The sequence below is a fragment of the Rhodococcus sp. NS-SX18 genome (genome assembly GCF_057367935.1).
This window is the reverse complement of record NZ_CM170633.1, coordinates 4,614,694-4,632,917: the sequence shown is the minus strand read 5'-3', so window position 1 is coordinate 4,632,917 and position 18,224 is coordinate 4,614,694. Positions and strand designations below refer to the sequence as shown.

Here is an 18,224-nt window from a genome sequence, read left to right as displayed (position 1 = left end):
GCGCGACGACCCGCGCCGCCCGGGACCGGGCGGTACTGTGCCGGTACACAGTATTGGGCAGGACCTGCGAGGGTGTGGGGCAGCGCGATGACGGCCGAGCCGCTCGACGAGTACTTCACCGCCACCGTCCGTGGCTGGAGCGCCGCGGGCGGGCAGGCGTCGGACGAACCGCTGCTGCGGTACTTCGACGCGCAACTGCAGTCCCGTCACCTCGACTTCGCGGCCCGCGAGATGCAGCGACGCGGTGCCGGGTTCTACACCATCGGATCGTCCGGCCACGAGGCGAACGCCGCGCTGGGGCTGCTGTCGCGGGTCACCGATCCGGCGCTGCTGCACTACCGGTCGGGTGCCTTCTACGCCGCGCGGGCGGCGCAGGTGCCGGGTACGACGCCGGTGCGGGACGTGCTCGCCGGGTGCGCCGCCTCGACGCTCGATCCGATCTCCGGCGGTCGGCACAAGGTGTTCGGCAACGCCGAGTTGAACATCCTCCCGCAGACCTCGACGATCGCTTCCCATCTGCCGCGCGCGGTGGGGACGGCGTTCGCCCTCGCCCGCGCGGCCCGATTGGGCCTGCAGTGCCCGTGGCCGGCGGATTCGGTGGTGGTGTGCAGCTTCGGGGACGCCTCCGCCAACCATTCCACCGCGGTCGGTGCGCTCAATGCGGCTGCCTACTGCGCGTACCGGGGCCTGCCGCTGCCGCTGCTGTTCGTGTGTGAGGACAACGGTCTCGGCATCAGTGTCCGCACGCCGGAGGGCTGGACGGAACGCGCCCTCTCCTCGTATCCGGGGGTGAGCTACCGCGCGGCCGACGGCGCGGACCCGATCGGCGTGCTCGCCGCCGTCGCGGACCTGCTCGTCGCCGTCCGGACCGCGCGCGCACCGGCCGTGCTGCATCTGAGGACGGTGCGGTTCCTCGGCCACGCCGGCTCCGATGCCGAGACCGCGTACCGCAGCCGTGAGGAGATCGCCGCCGACTATGCCCGGGATCCGTTGCCGGCCACCGCACGTATCCTCGTCGACCACGGAACGCTCACGCCCGCACAGGTGCTCGAAAGATACGAGGCGATGCGTGCCGCCGTCGCCGCGGAGGTGGACGCCGTCGCGGACGCCCCCCGACTGGGATCGGCGGCCGAGGTGATGCGGCCGCTGCACGTGCACGGCCGGCGCCGGGTTCCGGACGGGCCGGAGCCTGCGACGACGGAGCCCTGCACGCTCGCCCAGGCCGTGAACGGTGCGCTCGCCGGAATTCTCGACGAGATACCGGAGTCGTTCGTGTTCGGGGAGGACGTGGCCGACAAGGGCGGGGTGTACGGGCTCACGCGTGGTCTGCTCCGCCGATTCGGGCCGCACCGCGTCTTCGACACCGTCCTCGACGAGCAGACGATCCTCGGCACGGCCCTGGGGTTCGCGGTGACGGGCCTGCTGCCGATTCCGGAGATCCAGTACCTGGCCTACCTGCACAACGCCGAGGACCAGTTGCGCGGCGAGGCGGCGAGCCTGATGTTCTTCTCCGACGGCCGTTTCCGTAATCCGATGGTGGTGCGCATCGCCGGCCTCGCCTACCAGCGGGGGTTCGGTGGGCACTTCCACAACGACAACTCCGTCGCGGTGCTGCGCGACATCCCCGGTCTGGTGCTCGCGGTGCCGAGCCGCCCGTCGGCGGCGGGGGCGCTGCTGCGCAGTTGCGTGCACCTCGCGCGCAGCGAGGGCCGCGTGTGCGTGTTCCTCGAGCCGATCGCGCTCTACCACGAACGCGACCTGTACGACGAGGGTGACGGGCTGTGGCGCGAGCCGCCCGATTCCGTTGCGGTACAGCCGGGCTCGGTGCGGTTGTACGGCACGGGGGAAGACGTGCTCCTCGTGACGTTCGGCAACGGCGTCCGGATAAGCCTGCGTGCGGCGCGTCGGTTGTCGGCGCGCGGTGTGCAGGCCGCGGTGCTGGACCTGCAGTGGCTGGCTCCGCTGCCGCTGGCCGAACTCCTCGCGTGCGCGCAGTCCTTCCCGCGCGTGCTGGTGGTGGACGAGACGCGGCGCAGCGGTGGGGTGTCGGAGGCGGTGGTCACCGCACTGGTGGACGCGGGCCACCGGGGCCGGATCTCGCGGGTCACCAGCCGCGACAGTTTCGTGCCGCTCGGCCCGGCGGCGGCCGAGATACTGCTGTCCGAGGACGACGTCGTCAGCGCGGCCGCCGAGTAGCGGCGCCGGTCGGGGGCCGTGGTCCGCCCGCCGGGACGAAGGTCTCGGAAAGCGGGGACCTTCGGCGGGCGGAAATACCCGCCGGGGTACTTGAAGAGCCGGTGCCGGGCGCCTACAGTCGTCGGTGGATACCCCACCCGGTATCCAGGGGCGTGGAGGCCCAGCCTGCGTCCGCGCCTGGTCACGGACGGAAAGGACTGTTCACATGTCGCTCCATTCAGGTGCCGCGCGACATCGAGTACTCGTCGTCGGGGGAGGCACGGCCGGCATCGCGACCGCAGCACGCCTGCGTCGGGCCGGAATCACCGACATCGCGGTGATCGAGCCCTCCGACGACCACTGGTATCAGCCGCTGTGGACGCTCGTCGGCGGGGGACAGGCCTCGCTGGACGAGACCCGCCGAGCCGAGGAGAAACTGATCCCCGAGGGCGTCCGGTGGATCCGTGCCGCCGCGACCGCCGTCGACCCCGACGCGCAGACCGTCACGACCGATCGCGGGTCCGTCGTCGGCTACGACTACCTGGTCCTCGCCACCGGCCTGCAGCTCGACTGGGACGGCGTGCCGGGCCTCGCCGACGCCGTCGGGCGCGGTGCCGTCTCGAGCAACTACTCCCCGCGGTACGCCCCCTACACATGGGAACTGATCCGCAACATGCGCTCCGGCACAGCGATCTTCACCCAGCCGGCGGGGCCGATCAAGTGCGCCGGCGCGCCGCAGAAGATCGCCTACATCGCCTCCGACTACTGGCGACGGCAGGGCCTGCTCGACAAGATCCGGGTGGTTCTCGTCCTGCCCGGCGACTCCATGTTCGGCATCGCGTCCTGGCGGCAGACTCTCGAGGGGGTCGCCGCGAGGTACGGCATCGAGGTCCGGCTGAGCTCGGAGATGACCGCGCTCGACGGACCGTCGCACAAAGCGACGATCGTGAACAACGCCACCGGAGCCGAGGAGATTCTCGACTTCGACATGCTCCACGCCGTGCCCCCGCAGCGCGCGCCCGGCTGGGTCGCGGCGAGCCCGCTCGCCAACCCGGCGAGCCCCTTCGGTTACGTCGAGGTCGACAAGCACACCCTCCAGCACCGCCGGTACCCCAACGTCTTCGCACTCGGCGACGTCGCGGACCTGCCGACGTCGAAGACCGGCGCCGCCGTGCGCAAGCAGGCGCCCGTCCTCGTCGCCAACCTCGTCGCCGAGATGCGCGGGGTCGGCAAGCGCAAGAGCTACGACGGGTACTCGTCCTGCCCGTTCGTCACCGCCCGGGACCGGATGATGCTTGCGGAGTTCGACTACGAGCTCGAGCCGTCCCCGACCATTCCCGTCATCGACACCACCAAGGACCGCCGTGACATGTGGTTGCTCAAGCGCCACGGCCTGCCGGCGATGTACTGGCACGGGATGGTCAAGGGCCGCATCTGAGCCCTACAGTCCGAGTCGCCGCCGTCGGCGCAGCGCGATCGGCTGCCCGTCGGACGGGTACGGCAACGACGTGAAGTTCAGTGGGGCAATGTAATCGGACGGCACATGCCAGCTGTACCCGAGCAGCAGGTGGTGCAGTACCGTCTTGATCTCGGCGCCGGAGAAGTACATACCCAGGCAGCGGTGCTCTCCGGCGCCGAACGGCGTCCACGCGAACTTGTGCACTCGGTCCTCGCGGCGTTCCGGGGCGAAGCGCCCGGGATCGAACTTCTCCGGTTCCGGCCACAACTCGGACATGTGGTGGCTGTAGTGCAGTCCGACGTTGATCAGGGTGCCGCGCGGCACGAAGTGTCCGAGGATGTCGGTGTCGGCGGTGGTGTACCGGACGATGCCGGGCACCGGCGTCACGAGCCGCTGGCATTCCTTGATCACCAGGTCCAGGCTGGTGAGGGATTCCAGGTCCGCCAGGGTCGGGGTGGTCGTACCGAGCGCCTCCGACTCCTCCCGGCACAGTTGCTGCCACTGCGGGAACTGGCCGAGGTACTGCAGCACGGTGGACAGCGTGATGGTCGAGGTGTCGTGCGCGGCCATCATCAGGAAGATCATGTGGTTGACGACGTCCTCGTCCGAGAACCGTTCGCCGTCCTCCGATTCCACGTGACACAGTGCGGTGAACAGGTCGTCGCCGTCCCCGGCGCGCCGCGCCGGCAGGTAGCGCCGGAAGAACTCCTCGAGCCGGCGACGGCCCACCACGCCACGGCGCCAGCGGGTTCCGGGCAGGGGGTAGCGCACGATCGCCGTGGCCGCCTGCACGCATCCGATGAAGGCCTTGTTCACCTCGGCCATCTCCGCGGCCGACGAGCCCTCGGCGCCGCCCATGAAGATCGAGGTGGCGAGCCCGAGGGTGAGTTCCTTGAGCGCCGGGTAGGCGCGGAAGTCCTCGCTCGGTGTCCACGAGTCGAGGGCCCGGGCGATGGCGGGCTGCATCGAGTCCGTGTAACGCGCGAGGCGGTCCCGGGTGAAGGCCTGTTGCATGATCCGGCGGTGCGTGCGGTGCTCGTCGCCGTCGAGCAGCATCAGGCCGCGGTCGAAGAACGGGCCGATGAGGGTGCGCCAGCCCGGACCGTTCGCGAGTGCCCGGTCGCGGTTCTGCAGCGCGGCGCCGCAGGCGTCGGGGCCGAGCAGCACCACCCAGGGCCGGCCCGCGAACCGAAACCAGGACACCGGCCCGTGTTCGCGGTAGCGCCGGTCGTAGGCCTTCAGCGGGTTGCGCATGTAGTCGAGGGCGTACCCGACGTACGGCAGGCCGGCGTCCCCGGGAACGGCGGTCAGACCGGGTGGGGAGGGCGCGAGCACTTTCGTCATGAGGTCTCTCGATTCGTCGGACCGTATCTGACATGAAGCTCTGTCAATTGACTGTAGCGTGGATCACGGACCGCGATCTGTCAAGATTCGACTATGGACCGGCCCAGTCGTCAGTACCGCGGAAAGAGCGCCGAGCAGCGCACGGCCGACCGACGTGAGCAGTTGCTCGAGGCCGGTCTGACGGTGTTCGGCCGCGAGGGCGGGGACCGTGCCACCATGACCGCGATCTGCCAGGAGGCCGGGCTCACCGAACGGTACTTCTACGAGAGCTTCTCCGGCCGGGACGAACTGCTCGTGTGCGTCGTCGAGCGGATCGCCGACGAGATCCGGGAGCGCGCGCTGGCCGCACTCGCCGAGTCCGAGCGCGGGCCGGAGGAGCGCGCCCGTGCCGCCATCGCCGCGTTCGTCGCGGTCCTCACCGACGATCCGCGCAAGGGCCGGGTCGCCGTCGTCGAGTCCACGGGATCCGAGCCCGTGCGCGTCCGTCGCCGGGAACTGCTGCGCCAGTTCGCCGGCCTCGTCGCCGTCGAATCCCGCGAGCTGTGGGGCGACCGCGCGTTGCAGCCGCCCCACGACCAGATCGCCGCGCTCCTGTTCGTCGGGGGTCTCGCCGAACTCACGACCGCCTGGCTCGGCGGCGAGATCGACGTGACCCCCGATCAGATCGTCGAGGCCGCGACCCGCCAGTACGCATTCACCGCCCACCGCTGAGGCTGTCGTCGCGTTCGGCCCGCTCTGCCCGCCGTCGCGTGCCCGGCATCCGCCACACGGGTTCGAGCGCCGCGGTCTCCTCGGCCGTGGCCACCCGGAACGGCGGCGTCGTGGGCGCCTCGAGGCTGCGACGGCCCTGGCCGCGCGTGGCGCGCAGGCTGGCGACGATCGACACGGTCAGGATCGTGGCGACGACACCCAGCGAGATCGGCGTCGGGATGTAGAACACGTCGATCTTGAGCAGCATCTTGATGCCGACCCACACCAGCACCAGCGCCAGCCCGATCTTCAGGTACACGAAGCGGTGGATCAGGTCGGCGAGCAGGAAGTACATCGCCCGCAGTCCGAGCACCGCGAATGCGTTGGCGGTGAAGACGAGGAACGGTTCGTCCGTGACCGCGAAGATGGCGGGGATCGAGTCGACCGCGAAGATGATGTCGGTGATCTCGATGAGGACGAGCACCGCGAGCAGCGGGGTGGCGAGCAGGGCGCCGCCGCGGCGGACGAGGAACTTCTGTCCGTGGTACGCGTCCGTCATCGGCACGTAGCGGCGGAACAGCCGCAGCGCCCGGGACTTCTCGGGATCGAGGTGCTCGTCGCGCTGCCGGATCATCCGGTAGCCGGTGTAGAGCAGGAACGCCGCGAACAGGTAGAGGATCCAGCCGAAGCTCGCGATGAGCACCGATCCCGCCGCGATGAACAGGCCGCGGAACACCAGGGCGCCGAGCACACCCAGGAACAGGACCCGGTGCTGGTACTCGCGCGGCACGGCGAAGTACGTCAGGATGATCGCCCAGACGAAGACGTTGTCGACGGCCAGCGACTTCTCGATCAGGTAGCCGGAGAAGTACTGCTGGCCGAACTCCGCGCCGTACTGCCACCAGATCAGCGCACCGAATCCGACACCGGTGCCGACCCAGAACACCGACCAGCCCGCGGCCTCGCGCACGCCGATCACGTGAGCGCGCCGGTGCGCGAACAGATCCACGGCGAGCATCGCCACGATCGCGGCGAGCACCGCCGCCCACAACCACAACGGAACGGTCATCGGGACCACCCTTCAGCCTCGAAACGGCCGAAAGTCTTTCCCGGCTCCGGTGAGCCCGCTCCGCCGGGGAGCCGGTGAACGGCGCCCGAGTTGACGACGAAGCGCGGAGGGATACTCCCTTTCGCGAACTTAAATTAGTGAAGAGTATTTCTGGTTACTTGTCAAGAGGCGGGGTTGGCGTACACGAAGAGCGATACCGGAAATCGTGGTGCCCTGTGGTGCGGGTGAACTCCTCCGCCCGCCTGTCACTCACCGACAGCGAGGACCACCCCCGGGGCTGGACGTTCCTGACCAACCACGCGCACGTGCTGCTGTGTGTCGCGCGGGGCGGACACTCCACCGTCCGCGAGCTCGCGCAACGGATCGGGATCACCGAGCGCTCCGTGCAGACGATCTTCGCCGATCCGGTCGACGGCGGCTACCTCACCCGCACCCGGGTGGGCCGCCGCAGCACCTACTCGCTGAATCCGGAGGGCGGCTGCGGCATCCGCTCGAATCCGCACGCCGTCGGCGAACTGATCGACGCGCTGCGCTGAGCGGAGGTGTCCGGCACGCGTCGTCACGGACACCTGCCTCGTGTGGCCACGGTCACGTGGCATGCTGACGATCATGATCGACGTCGAACGTCCCAAACTGGAGGGCACCGTTGCGGTCGGAGGCGACCGCCGGATCGGATTCGCCGAGTTCGGATCGGCCCAGGGCCGCGCCGTGTTCTGGCTGCACGGCACCCCCGGGGCGCGCCGGCAGATCCCCGTCGAGGCACGTCGCTACGCCGAGCGCGAGCACGTCCGGCTCATCGGCCTCGACCGCCCCGGCATCGGCTCGTCGAGCCCGCACCGCTACGAGAACGTCCTCGCCTTCGCGGACGACCTGCAGATCGTCGCGGACACCCTGGGGGTGGACCGGATGGCGGTCGTCGGACTCTCCGGTGGCGGGCCCTACACCCTCGCCGCGGCGCACGCGATGCCCGAACGCGTCATGGCCGCCGCGGTACTCGGGGGTGTCGCACCCGTCGTCGGTCCCGACGCGATCAGCAGCGGCCTGATGCGGCTCGGCACGATGGTCGCACCGCTGCTCGCCGTGGCGGGTGTCCCCATCGGTATGGGCGTGACCTCGATCATCCGGGTCGTGCGCCCGTTCGCGTCGCCGATCATCGACCTGTACGGCCGGCTCTCGCCCGAGGCCGACCGGCAGTTGCTGGCCCGCCCCGAGTTCAAGGCGATGTTCCTCGACGATCTCCTCAACGGCAGCCGCAAGCAGATGGCCGCCCCCTTCGCCGACGTCGTGGTGTTCACGCGGGACTGGGGCTTCCGCCTCGAGGACGTCAAGGTGCCGGTCCGGTGGTGGCACGGCGACACCGACCACATCGTCCCCATGGAACACGGCCTCCACGTGGTGGGCCGGCTCCCCGACGCCCAGTTCCACCACCTGCCGGGAGAGAGCCACCTCGGCGGCCTCGGCGTGTCCGAGGACATCCTCTCGACCGTCCTGCGGATCTGGGACGACGCCGACCGCTGACCCCCGGTGCCCGGTGCCCGGTGGCCGTGCCCATCGCCGTGACCGAATGTCACACCGCTTCGATGTGATCGAAGCGGTGTGACATTCGGTCGCCCCAGCGACGGGGTGCGCACGGCGCGTGCGGCTCCCGCAGGCCGATCACAGCCACCGGCGGGGCGGCTTCTTCACCCACATGATCTTCTCGTCCGCGGCGGTGGGGGAGGCCGCCGGGTGGTCGGGGTGTTGCGCGGCCCAGGCCGACTTCTCGTCGAGCAGCCGAGCGACGAGCGTCCACGTCTCCATCGTGCGCGGCGGGTGCGCCCCGGCCGCCCGTGCCAGCTTCCGGCGCACGTCCTCGCTCAGGGCCAGCAACTCCTCCGCCGTGATGCCGCGATTCCACGCGAACCGGGCGAGGACGATCGCCTTTTCCCGACGGTTGCGGGCTGCCTCGTCGGTGTGCGCGAAGTCCTCGTCGGTGGCCATGCCCTACAGGATTGGCCGCCGGCCGTGCCGTTGACAACCCACCCCGCGCGGCTCACGCTCGGAGCAGGCGTAGCTGCGGCCCGGGGGAGGACGACATGCCGGTGACTCCGATCGAACTCCCGGACGGCACCCCCGAAGACGTGCGGAGGCGTGCGGCGTCGGCCCCCCGGGTGCCGGTGTCGGATCCCACGCTCGGGCGCGACGTGCGGGTCGACGCCCGCGGAGTCCCACCGCACCGGCTCGTCGCGATCGGGGATTCGGTGCTGCAGGGGTTCCAGAGCGGCGCCGTCTTCCACACCGACGTCTCGGTACCCGCGATCGTCGCCTACGAACTCGGCTGGCTGCGCCGGTTCCGCTACCCTCGCTACGCCGGCCCGGGCGGGTTGCCGCTCAACATCGAACTGCTTCTGCGCGACCTGGAGCGACGCTTCGGGTCCTCGGTGAATGTGTGGGAGACACCCCTCGCGCTGTTCGCCGTGCGTGCGCTGATGGACGAGGTGGAGGACTACTGGGAGCGCGGACCCGGTCGGGCCGCGCCGGTGCCCGCGACGTACCGGCACAACCTGTCCTGCTTCGGCTGGGACCTGCGCGACGCCCTCAGCAAGACCGCCGCGACGTGCGAGGCGGCGATCGCCACGCCGAAGGACGACCTGCTCGACCAGATCGTGCAGAACAACGGCGAGCGGGCCGCGTTGCGGGTGTATCCACGCTGGAGCGACGAGGTGAAGGCGATGACGGTGTTCGACGCGGCCGCGGCCCTCGGCGACGATCACGACGACACGACCGAAGCCGGGATCGAGACGCTGGTGGTCTTCCTCGGCTCCAACAACGCGCTCGGGACGGTCACGGACCTGCGCATCGCGTGGAGCGGTCCCGACTTCCGTGACCTCACCGCGAAGGACGCCTACACCATCTGGCGACCAGAGCACTTCGCGTCCGAATTCGCGGAGGTGGTCGATCGGGTGGCGGCGATCCGGGCGCGGCACGTCGTGTGGTGCACGATTCCCCACGTCACCATCGCCCCGATCGCCAAGGGACTCGGCCACAAGATGGAACCGGGTTCGCCCTACTTCCCGTACTACACCCGCCCGTGGATCGAGGAGTCCCGGTTCGATCCCGCCCAGGACGAGCACATCACGGGAGCCGGGGCGTACTCGGTGGACGTCGCGATCGACCTCTACAACGAGCACATCGAGCAGGCAGTGGCCGACGCGCGCGCCGGAGCACACGGGCCGGCACGGGACTGGTATCTGCTGGACGTGGCCGGTCTGCTCGAACGTCTCGCGTCCCGGCGCTTCGTCACGGACGTCGGTGCCCGTCCGGCGTGGTGGACGCCCTATCCGCTTCCACCCGCGCTCGCCGCGCTCGACCCCGTACCCGATTCGCGGTTCCTGACGGCCGACGGCCGAGGCGGTCGGGCCGCGGGCGGGCTGTTCTCCCTCGACGGTGTGCACCCGACGACGGTGGCGAACGGGATCCTCGCGCAGGAACTGATCAACGTGATGCGTCGTGCAGGGGTGCAGTTCCATCACACCAACGGCGGCGTGCGCCCCGATCCGGTGACGGTGGACTTCGAGAGGTTGATCCGCAGGGACACCCTCGTGCGGACGCCCCCGGGGAACATCGACTCGACGCTCGGCATTCTCGCGTGGGCGGACGAGGTCGGTGACCTCGTCCGTCGCACGCTCAGCTTCCGCGTCCGGTGATCAGTTCTCGACGGTGGTGGCCCGCCGGGCGATCAGCGCACCCCACAGTTCGGTCGCGACGGTGTGGGCGCGCCGGTGCGCCGGAACCGTGTCGGGAGTGGTTGTCAGGTCGGTGAGGGCTTCGCACAGGTCGACGATGTCGACGTGGAAACGCATCGAGGCGTCGAGCAGTTCGTCGAACGCCTGGTCTTCGCTGTAGGAGCGGCCCCGCGCGGCGCGGAGCAGGGTCTGCGCGGTGTCGAGTGCCGTCAGGCGTCGTACCGCAGGGATGTCACGGTGTGCTTCGATCGTCAATTGTCCGCCTCTGAGGTGTCGCCACTGGGCGTGTGTCAACTCGTTGTCGTTCGGGTACCCCGCCGGTTCGGCAACTACCCGCTCTTGTGTCCTCCGTCACAGTACGAGGACTGTGTCGTCGTGTCCACCGTACCCGTGTTTACCCAGCGCAGGCCGGTGACGCGGAGCCGGGCCCGGGGGCGTTCCGTCTTCGATGTCCGAATTCGTCGCAGCTGCACGGGTTTCCGACATCGTGTATGTTGCGCGCCGCTCAAGTCGAAGGGCGGTGGTCGAGGAACCAGTCCCGCGCCTGCTGCGCCACGACCTCGAGCGTGCCGGGTTCCTCGAACAGGTGCGTCGCCCCGCGCACGATCCGCAGGTCGTGTTCGCACCGCATGGCCGCGGCGGCCTGCCGGTTCAGTTCGATCACCGTGCGGTCCAGGCCGCCGACGAGCATGAGCGTGGGGGCGCGGACCCGGCCGAGCCGGGGCATCGCGAGATCGGGTCGCCCGCCCCGGGAGACGACGGCGGCGATCTCCCGGTCCGGATCCGCGGCGGCCCACAGCGCCGCGGCAGCACCCGTGCTGGCACCGAAGTAACCGATCCACCCGGCCTCCGTGCGGACGAGGTCGGTCACTTCGCCGAGCCGGCCCGCGAGCAACTCGATGTCGAAGACGAGATTGCGGTCGCCCTCCTCGCCGGCCGTCAGCAGGTCGAACAGCAGCGTGCCCAGACCGGCGGCGTTCAGTTCCCCGGCGACGTACCGGTTGCGCGGGCTGAACCGGCTGCTGCCGCTGCCGTGCACGAAGATCACCAGGCCGTCCGAGCCGGCCGGAACGGTCAGGGTGCCGGCCAGGGCCACGTCGCGAAGCTCGAGCTCGACGTCTCGCGCGCTGTCGGCGGTGCTCATCGGATTCGGCTCAGGCGAGGGTGACCGTGCGGGTGTGCGAGCGGACCGCATCCTGCAGGTCCTGGCGCGACAGGGTGTGCGGGCCGCACGCACAGCGCGCGGGCACGTCGTCGTCCTCGAACTGCGTCGTCTCGAGGGTGTCGACGAATTCGGACCCGAGGGAGCCGCCGTGATGTGCGGTCTCGGAGCGGTCGCGATTGCCGTGCGCCGTCGGCCCACCGCCGGCGACGAGCACCGGCCCCTCCGGGGTGCGGTAGACGGTGGCGACGTTGTGGCTGGCGGGGCACTTCACGCGGACGAGGGCGTGGTCACTGCGCTGGGTGCCCAGCGAATCGACGGCAGCACGAGCCATCCGGCGGCGGTCTGTGGGAAGGAGGTCGGGGATGTTCATGGCACCTATTGCACACCCGATCGCAGCCGGATCGAGGGCTTTCGACGGCAACGGGCCCGATTCGCCCGTTGCGCTACCAGTGCTTCGGTGTGGTCACTGTGGCGGGCAGCCGGGTACGGCCGTCGCCCCGCGCGGAGTCGAGCTGGGACTGGACGAGGAACAGGCTGCCGGTGAGGTCGGCGCCGCGCAGATCCGCGTCCCTCAGGTCGGCGCCGATGAGGTCGGCGCGGCGCAGGTCGGCCTCGCGCAGGTCCGCGGCGACGAGGAGGGCGCCCCGCAGATTCGCGCCGTGCAGGTTCGCCCGCCGGAGCCTCGCGCCGACCAGGTCCGCGCCGCGGCGGTTCTTCCTGCGGCCGGGCACGGCGGCCCGGGCGAGTTCGCTCGCATGCAACAGCAGGGTGTTGATCTGCTGCCGATGCGCCGCGACGTCGAGGCGGGCGAGGGTGTCGGCGTCGCCGTTGCTCAGCCGGTCGGTCGCGGCCCGCGCAGCGCGCAGGTCCGCGCGGATCGGCCCGGAGGTGGGCAGGGCGGCCGCCTCGTCGAGATACCACAGCAGCTCGTGCAGTTGGCGCACGACGGGGAAGACGTCGAACATCTTCCGGGCCAGCTGCGGCGAGCGCCGCCAGTCCTCCCCGCCGAAGGTGACCTGTGCAACCTTCTGCCCCGCACCGAAGCAGTCGTAGACGGTGCATCCGGTGAAGCCCCGGGCCCGCAGGTCCCGGTGGATGCCGCATCGGAAGTCGTCCTGCAGGTTCGGGCAGGGCCGGCCCGCGTCCTTGTCGATCGCGAAGTCCGACGATGCGGCGAACGGCAGAGCCACGCAACACAATCCGAAGCAGTCGGCGCAGTCGGCCAGCAGTTCCGGGCGGGGAGAGGAGCGGTCGGGCAAGGGATACGTGTCCTTCTCGGCGGGCGGACGGTGATCGGTGCGCCCGCCGAGCCTAGTCCGGACCGTCGTGCGGGGTTCCTTCCGGGCGGTCGTGGGGTGGACGCCACGACGGGTCACGTCCGCTGAGCCCGATCAGGCGATCGAGGTCCGGGGCGTCGTCGGGAACCGCGACGGCCGGCCCGAAGAGCCCGCCGGCTGCGCGCTCCTCGTCGGTGGTCGCGGCGACGAACGTCAGGCACGCGGCCAGCGCGGCAGGATCGCAGGAGAACTCCTGGTCGCTGGCAGTGGCGATGTCCCAGCCGTGGATCACGAGTTCGTCGAGCGCCACGATTCCCGCGACGTATCCGGGCAGGTCGATGCCGCCGGCCCTGGTGGTTCCGGTCCATGCGCCGGGGTCGTGCCACGCCTCGGCGAGGGCGAGGACCTGGGCGGGAATTCTGGTGTGCCAGTCGTCGCCGAGTCGGGAGGCATCCGCAGACGGTCTGTGGTCGGCGACAGCCTTGGTCGCGGCGGCGGTGAACGCCAGGGACAGTCCGCCCACGTGATCCACCAGGTCTCCGAGGGTGGTGTCCGCGCACGGGGTGGGACGCGCCAGTTGTTCGTGTGTGAGCGCGCCGACGAGTCGTGCCATCTCGTGGGCGGCCGGTGCCAGGTCGAGGATCTCGGACATGAGCGTTCCTTCCGGCGGCGGTGCGCTCATGGTGCCGCACCGGTCCGACAGGATCGGAGGCCGGTCTCGCGTCGGCCGGAAAAACCTGCAGTCGCAGCGGTAGACTTTCGGTAGCGAGGCCGATAACATCGAGGGCGTCAACGCGAAGGATCCGGAAGAGGGGCAACCGACGGGTTGCCGGCGAAGTTGCAGAGGGGGGTGGAGCCGCACTCGGTTCTGCGGCTCCACCCCGACGACGCGACGGGGCGGACTCTGGGAGGCCGACCACGTCGCCACCGGAGAGCAGAGCGAGAGGCTGGTGATGCGTATCCATCGGGATTGCGAACTCGTATATGTCATTTCCTCGTGCCGGTCGAGGCCGGCATTGTCATAACCGTCACGAACCCCGGCGCTGCACGTGCCGGGGTTCCCTCTCGTAGCAACGAAGGGCACGTGGATCCCACCGACGACCGCGCTCCCGCGGTCACCAACGAACTCGACAACGACGACTACCCTGCCTTCAGCATGGGCCGCGCCGCTGCGGCGCTCGGCGTCACTCCGGCCTTCCTCCGCAGCCTCGACGCCCCCGGCCTCGTGGTTCCGCACCGTTCCGAGGGGGGCCACCGCCGCTACTCCCGCAACCAGCTCCGGATCGTCGCGCGGGTGCGGGAACTGGTCGACAGCGGCACGGCGGTGGACGCGGCGTGCCGTATCGTCGGCCTCGAAGACCAGCTCGCCGAAGCGCGGAGCCGGATCCCGACCAAGTAGAGCGCCAGGTTCCGGCCGGGCCGGTGCGGGCACAGACACGATGCGGGTACAGAATCGATGCGGGTGCAGACACGATGCGGGTGCAGACACGCCTCCGCGCCGCTGGGACTACCCCTCGTATAGTCCCGGCGGCGCGGAGGTGCTGTGATTTCGGGTCGATCGGGAACACCCCTCCGCGTGCTCCATGACCGACCCTTTTTGTTTCCCGACTGCACTACACATTAGTATAAACCGGTCGATCGGTTTGTCGAGTTCGAAGAATTCATCCGAGCGATCGACGGGGGACGGAAGCTGTTCGCCACCGGCGTGCCGGCTACCGGACTCGAGCGTGTCCCGATTCGTCCCGGTCGTCTATAGTCCCTCGATAAAAGCAGTCCGGCCGGTTTGCAATGAAAGAAGCGACAATGACCGTGGATGCGGACGCAGTACCCCGGAACAGTCCCGTCCTCGGTTTCGAGTCGACGGTGCCCAGGCGGTACGTCCATCGGCAATCGGTGTCGGAGGTGTTCCTGACGGACTGCACGTCCGTCGGCGTCGCCCATCGGTTCCTTCTGGGTGCGCAATGGCCGCGGCTGCACGGCTTCTACCGGACCGACACCGGTCGCTACGACGCCATGCTGATCGCCGAGACTCTACGCCAGACGGCAATCTACTTGGGGCACACTCAGTATCGTGTGCCGCTCGGCCATCCGTTCGTCATGCAGACCCTGCGGGTGGACGCGGCGGTGGACGCGCTGGCCATCGGGGCCGGAGCCGCAGAGGTCGTGCTCGACGCCTCCCTCGACGACCCGGTCCATCGCGGCGGGTTGCTCTCCCAGTTCGATCTCACGGTGGTGTTCACCGTCGACGGACAGCGGGTGGGTACGGGTGAGGGGGTGGCCAACGTCCTCACCCCGGACGCCTACCAGCGGCTGCGCTGGAACGGCGCCGGCCCCCGCCGGATCGGGGATCCCGTGTGCCCTCCGCCGATTTCCCCTGGCGTCGTCGGCCAGTCCCGGCCCGTGGATGTCGTACTCGGTCCGCAGTACGCCGAGAACCGCTGGCGCCTGCGGGTCGACGATCGGCACCCCGTGCTGTTCGACCATCCCAGTGATCACGTCCCCGGAATGCTGCTCCTCGAAGCGTTCCGCCAGAGTGCCCGGGCCGCGTGCGGTTACCCGCACGCCGACATCGCGCTCGTCGAGGCCACCTACCACCGGTTCGTCGAACTGGACGAGCCTGCGAACGTGGTGGCGCGGACCGATCCGCACGATTCCTGGACCGTGCACACCACCGTCGAGCAGTGGGGCGAGGTACTGGCGAGCGGTGTCGTGCGGCTCGCACCGGACCGGTCGCGATGCTGACCGCCGGCGACCGTCGTTCAGTCGCCGGACGGCGGTGTCCAGCGAGCCGCGCGGATCCGCGGGATCTCACCGTGGCGGTCGGCGGGCATCACGGCGGGCAGCAGCAGGATCCACATCTCGTCGAGGCGCTGCTCGAGATCCTGCCGGTGGGTGAGGACGTTGGACACGAGCTGGACACCGTTGTAGGCGGAGATCACGAACCGGGCCAGCATGGCCGCGTCGATCGTGTCGAGGATGTCGCCCTGGGCGATCGCCTGCTCGGTGAGCTTTTCGCAGGCGGCTATCCAGTCCAGGTACGGACCGGTGGGCCCGTTGGTGGCACTGAGTTCGAGGGTCAGACGGATTCCGGCCCGCACGATCGGCTCGTCGATCATCTGGCGCGCCATCTCGTGCGAGAGCATCACGATCTGCTCCAGTGCGGAAATGTCGAGGTTCGCGATGGCCTCGACCGCGGCGATCGAGATGCGATGCTGCTCCTCGATCACGACCTGCGCGAGCTCGTCCTTCGACCGGAAGTGGAAGTAGAGCGCACCCTTGGTGATACCCGAGCTCTCGACGATCGCGCCCAGGCTTGCGCCCTCGTAGCCCGACCGTTCGAAGTTCTCCGCCGCGCCCAGGACGATCTGCTGCCTGGTAGCCACCGCCCGCGCTTGCTGAGCCATCCGTCCTCACTCCGTTCCCACCCTGTGTTCCGACGAGGTGCACCGTGACGAACCCCATCGGGTTTCCCCCACCCGGCCGAATGGTACCCGCCGTCACGGAGTGCCGCCGTGACGAACCTTCGGTGCGACCCCCGCGGATCGCGGTGATCGGCGCGACCGGCTTCGTCGGCGGCGCCGTGCTGACGGGGCTCGCGGAGTCCGGCGTGCCCTGCACGGGCGTCGCGCGACGGCCCGACGACGTGCCTGCCGCGGCAACGCGGAGGATCGCGGCGGACCTGACCGAACCGTCGTCCCTCGGCGCCGTGATCGCCGCCGCCGACGTGATCGTGCACGCGGCCTCGTACACCGGATCGGACCCGCAGACGTGCGACGAGGTGAACCGTGCCGGGACCGAGAACCTGCTGGCGGCATCGACCCGGCAGCACCGGCCCCACGTGATCTACGTCAGCACGATCGGGGTCTACGGCCCGGGCCCGCACCGCGGGGTCGCCGAGGACGCCGTCGAGCCGAACCCGGTCTCGGCGCTCAGTGCGAGCCGGCTCGCGGCCGAGCTGGCCGTGCGGGACTACGGGGGCACCGTGGTGCGCGCCGCCTTCGTCCACGGACCCGGAGACCGCTGGTTCGTGCCCGGAATCGCGCAGATCCTCTCTCGTCTCGGCGCATGGGTCGAGGACGGTCGTCCACTGCTGTCGGTGATCTCGGTCGGCGATCTCGGCCGCCTGATCGCGGCACTCGCGGTTCGCGGTACCCGTCCCGGGCCCGGTGGTGCTGTCCTGCATGCCGCCCATCCCGAGCCGGTGAGTGTGCGGGCACTCGCCTCGGCCGTCGCGCGCGAAGCCGGATTCGACCTGCCCCGCACCAGTCTCGGGTACGACGAGGCCGTGGCCGTCGCGGCGGAGCGGGGACTGACCGAGCGGCACATCGATCTCGCCGGCCACGACCACTACTACGACGCGACGCGGATCTGGCGGGAGACCGGGCTGCGCGTGCCACCGCAGGCCTTCGGTCCGCAGGGGTAGCCCGGCGCCGTTCCCGGCCAACGGGAACGGCCTGATGCCGACGGGGTGGGACGGCTACCGTCGCGGCGATGACCCCCGTGCCGACCTCGAACAATCCGTCGCATCCCTTGCTGTCCGGACGGACCGCGCTCGTCACCGGAGGAGCGAACGGCATCGGCGCGGCCGTCGTGCGGCTGTTCGCCGAGCACGGCGCCCACGTCGTCCTCGTCGACACCGATCGCCGGGCGGCCGAGCGGCTCGCCGCCGAAGTCCCCGGCGCGGTACCGATCGTCGGAGACGCAGCGGACCCGGCCGTCGCGACGGAGGCCGCCGGCCATGACCCGGACGTGCTCGTCAACAACGTCGGCGACTTCCTCCGCGCCGCGACGCCCTTCGCGGAGGCCGACGAGTCCGAGTGGGAAGCCCTCGCCCGCGTCAACCTCGACCACGCCCTGCGGATGACCCGCGCCGTCCTTCCCGGCATGATCGACCGGGGGCGGGGCGGTTCCGTCGTCAACGTCACCACGGTCGAGGCACACCGGGGCATTCCCGGGCACGTCGTGTACGGCACGTACAAGGCCGGGCTGCGGCACTTCACCCGCAGTCTCGCAGTCGAGGTCGGCCGGCACGGCATCCGGGTGAACGCGATCGCACCCGACCTGATCGAGACGCCGCAGGTGCCGTACGGGCGGCTCGTGCCCGAGGCGGACCGGCACCGCTGGCCGGGCTGGGCGCCGCTCGGCGGCCCGGGCCGGCCCGAGGACGTCGCCGGACCGGCCCTGTTCCTCGCGTCCGACCTCTCCCGCTACATGACGGGGTCCACGCTGCACGTCGACGGCGGCAGCTACGCGGCCGGCGGGTGGTTCGCCCGCCCCGACGGGTCGTGGACCAATCGTCCCCTGGCGCCCTGACCCCTCC

The 18,224-nt window shown here is 70.2% G+C and carries 18 protein-coding genes and 1 pseudogene; 10 read left to right on the top strand and 9 right to left on the bottom strand.

The features are described from left to right. Nucleotides 1–87: 87 nt before the first annotated feature. Together AC2IPW_RS21185 and AC2IPW_RS21180 are read left to right on the top strand one after the other, a co-directional pair. A complete protein-coding gene (locus AC2IPW_RS21185) occupies nucleotides 88–2,196 on the top strand; it encodes a thiamine pyrophosphate-dependent enzyme (protein WP_486375605.1) in 2,109 nt (702 codons plus the stop codon). Nucleotides 2,197–2,401: 205 nt separating this feature from the next. Then, the gene (locus tag AC2IPW_RS21180) at nucleotides 2,402–3,613 is read left to right on the top strand and encodes an NAD(P)/FAD-dependent oxidoreductase (RefSeq protein WP_486375604.1); all 1,212 of its coding nucleotides are present in this window, start codon (nucleotides 2,402–2,404) and stop codon (nucleotides 3,611–3,613) included. Between the two features lie 3 nt (nucleotides 3,614–3,616). Here the strand turns inward: AC2IPW_RS21180 and AC2IPW_RS21175 are convergent, their stop codons facing one another. Next, nucleotides 3,617–4,978: a cytochrome P450 gene (locus AC2IPW_RS21175; RefSeq protein ID WP_486375603.1), complete on the bottom strand. Its 1,362-nt coding sequence runs from the start codon at nucleotides 4,976–4,978 to the stop codon at nucleotides 3,617–3,619. Between the two features lie 93 nt (nucleotides 4,979–5,071). Here AC2IPW_RS21175 and AC2IPW_RS21170 point away from each other — a divergent pair, with 93 nt between their 5' ends. Further along, the gene (locus tag AC2IPW_RS21170) at nucleotides 5,072–5,689 is read left to right on the top strand and encodes a TetR/AcrR family transcriptional regulator (protein ID WP_054371329.1); all 618 of its coding nucleotides are present in this window, start codon (nucleotides 5,072–5,074) and stop codon (nucleotides 5,687–5,689) included. Here AC2IPW_RS21170 and AC2IPW_RS21165 read toward each other — a convergent pair. Next, entirely contained in the window at nucleotides 5,673–6,737 is a 1,065-nt protein-coding gene (locus AC2IPW_RS21165; RefSeq protein WP_054371328.1) for a TerC family protein, read from the bottom strand. The two genes, AC2IPW_RS21170 and AC2IPW_RS21165, sit on opposite strands and share 17 nt — an antisense overlap. 218 nt (nucleotides 6,738–6,955) lie before the next feature. Here AC2IPW_RS21165 and AC2IPW_RS21160 point away from each other — a divergent pair. Both AC2IPW_RS21160 and AC2IPW_RS21155 read left to right on the top strand, forming a co-directional pair. Then, nucleotides 6,956–7,273, top strand: a pseudogene (locus tag AC2IPW_RS21160) (helix-turn-helix transcriptional regulator). 61 nt (nucleotides 7,274–7,334) lie between these two features. Further along, on the top strand, nucleotides 7,335–8,255 hold the full coding sequence (locus tag AC2IPW_RS21155) for an alpha/beta fold hydrolase (protein ID WP_054371327.1): 921 nt from the start codon (nucleotides 7,335–7,337) through the stop codon (nucleotides 8,253–8,255). Nucleotides 8,256–8,393: 138 nt separating this feature from the next. Here AC2IPW_RS21155 and AC2IPW_RS21150 read toward each other — a convergent pair whose 3' ends face one another. Next, nucleotides 8,394–8,717, bottom strand: a complete 324-nt coding sequence (locus AC2IPW_RS21150; protein WP_003939192.1) for a hypothetical protein — start codon at nucleotides 8,715–8,717, stop codon at nucleotides 8,394–8,396. 95 nt (nucleotides 8,718–8,812) lie between these two features. Between AC2IPW_RS21150 and AC2IPW_RS21145 the strand changes: the two genes are divergently transcribed. Further along, the gene (locus AC2IPW_RS21145) at nucleotides 8,813–10,423 is read left to right on the top strand and encodes a hypothetical protein (RefSeq protein WP_486375602.1); all 1,611 of its coding nucleotides are present in this window, start codon (nucleotides 8,813–8,815) and stop codon (nucleotides 10,421–10,423) included. Here the strand turns inward: AC2IPW_RS21145 and AC2IPW_RS21140 are convergent, their stop codons facing one another. The 5 genes from AC2IPW_RS21140 to AC2IPW_RS21120 form a co-directional block, all read right to left on the bottom strand. Next, entirely contained in the window at nucleotides 10,424–10,717 is a 294-nt protein-coding gene (locus tag AC2IPW_RS21140) for an ANTAR domain-containing protein (RefSeq protein WP_003939190.1), read from the bottom strand. It abuts the gene before it with no gap. A 250-nt stretch (nucleotides 10,718–10,967) separates the two neighbouring features. Further along, nucleotides 10,968–11,606, bottom strand: a complete 639-nt coding sequence (locus tag AC2IPW_RS21135) for a dienelactone hydrolase family protein (protein WP_054371324.1) — start codon at nucleotides 11,604–11,606, stop codon at nucleotides 10,968–10,970. Nucleotides 11,607–11,616: 10 nt separating this feature from the next. Beyond that, nucleotides 11,617–11,997, bottom strand: coding sequence for a hypothetical protein (locus AC2IPW_RS21130; protein ID WP_003939188.1), 381 nt, complete (start codon nucleotides 11,995–11,997; stop codon nucleotides 11,617–11,619). A 73-nt stretch (nucleotides 11,998–12,070) separates the two neighbouring features. After that, on the bottom strand, nucleotides 12,071–12,817 hold the full coding sequence (locus tag AC2IPW_RS21125; RefSeq protein WP_486377046.1) for a pentapeptide repeat-containing protein: 747 nt from the start codon (nucleotides 12,815–12,817) through the stop codon (nucleotides 12,071–12,073). 121 nt (nucleotides 12,818–12,938) lie between these two features. Then, nucleotides 12,939–13,556 (bottom strand): TIGR03086 family metal-binding protein, encoded by a 618-nt coding sequence (locus AC2IPW_RS21120; protein WP_486375601.1) that lies wholly within the window; start codon nucleotides 13,554–13,556, stop codon nucleotides 12,939–12,941. Between the two features lie 432 nt (nucleotides 13,557–13,988). Here AC2IPW_RS21120 and AC2IPW_RS21115 point away from each other — a divergent pair, with 432 nt between their 5' ends. Further along, nucleotides 13,989–14,303, top strand: coding sequence for a helix-turn-helix domain-containing protein (locus AC2IPW_RS21115; protein ID WP_003939185.1), 315 nt, complete (start codon nucleotides 13,989–13,991; stop codon nucleotides 14,301–14,303). 404 nt (nucleotides 14,304–14,707) lie between these two features. Then, the gene (locus tag AC2IPW_RS21110) at nucleotides 14,708–15,646 is read left to right on the top strand and encodes a ScbA/BarX family gamma-butyrolactone biosynthesis protein (protein WP_416061891.1); all 939 of its coding nucleotides are present in this window, start codon (nucleotides 14,708–14,710) and stop codon (nucleotides 15,644–15,646) included. A gap of 17 nt (nucleotides 15,647–15,663) precedes the next feature. Here the strand turns inward: AC2IPW_RS21110 and AC2IPW_RS21105 are convergent, their stop codons facing one another. After that, nucleotides 15,664–16,308 carry a ScbR family autoregulator-binding transcription factor gene (locus tag AC2IPW_RS21105; protein ID WP_040784311.1) on the bottom strand — a complete coding sequence of 215 codons (645 nt, stop codon included), beginning with the start codon at nucleotides 16,306–16,308 and terminating at the stop codon, nucleotides 15,664–15,666. An 80-nt stretch (nucleotides 16,309–16,388) separates the two neighbouring features. On the opposite strand from AC2IPW_RS21105, the gene AC2IPW_RS21100 reads away from it, so the two are divergent. Beyond that, nucleotides 16,389–17,327, top strand: coding sequence for an NAD-dependent epimerase/dehydratase family protein (locus tag AC2IPW_RS21100; RefSeq protein ID WP_486377045.1), 939 nt, complete (start codon nucleotides 16,389–16,391; stop codon nucleotides 17,325–17,327). A 68-nt stretch (nucleotides 17,328–17,395) separates the two neighbouring features. Then, on the top strand, nucleotides 17,396–18,217 hold the full coding sequence (locus tag AC2IPW_RS21095) for an SDR family NAD(P)-dependent oxidoreductase (RefSeq protein WP_486375600.1): 822 nt from the start codon (nucleotides 17,396–17,398) through the stop codon (nucleotides 18,215–18,217). The last annotated feature ends 7 nt before the right edge of the window (nucleotides 18,218–18,224 follow it).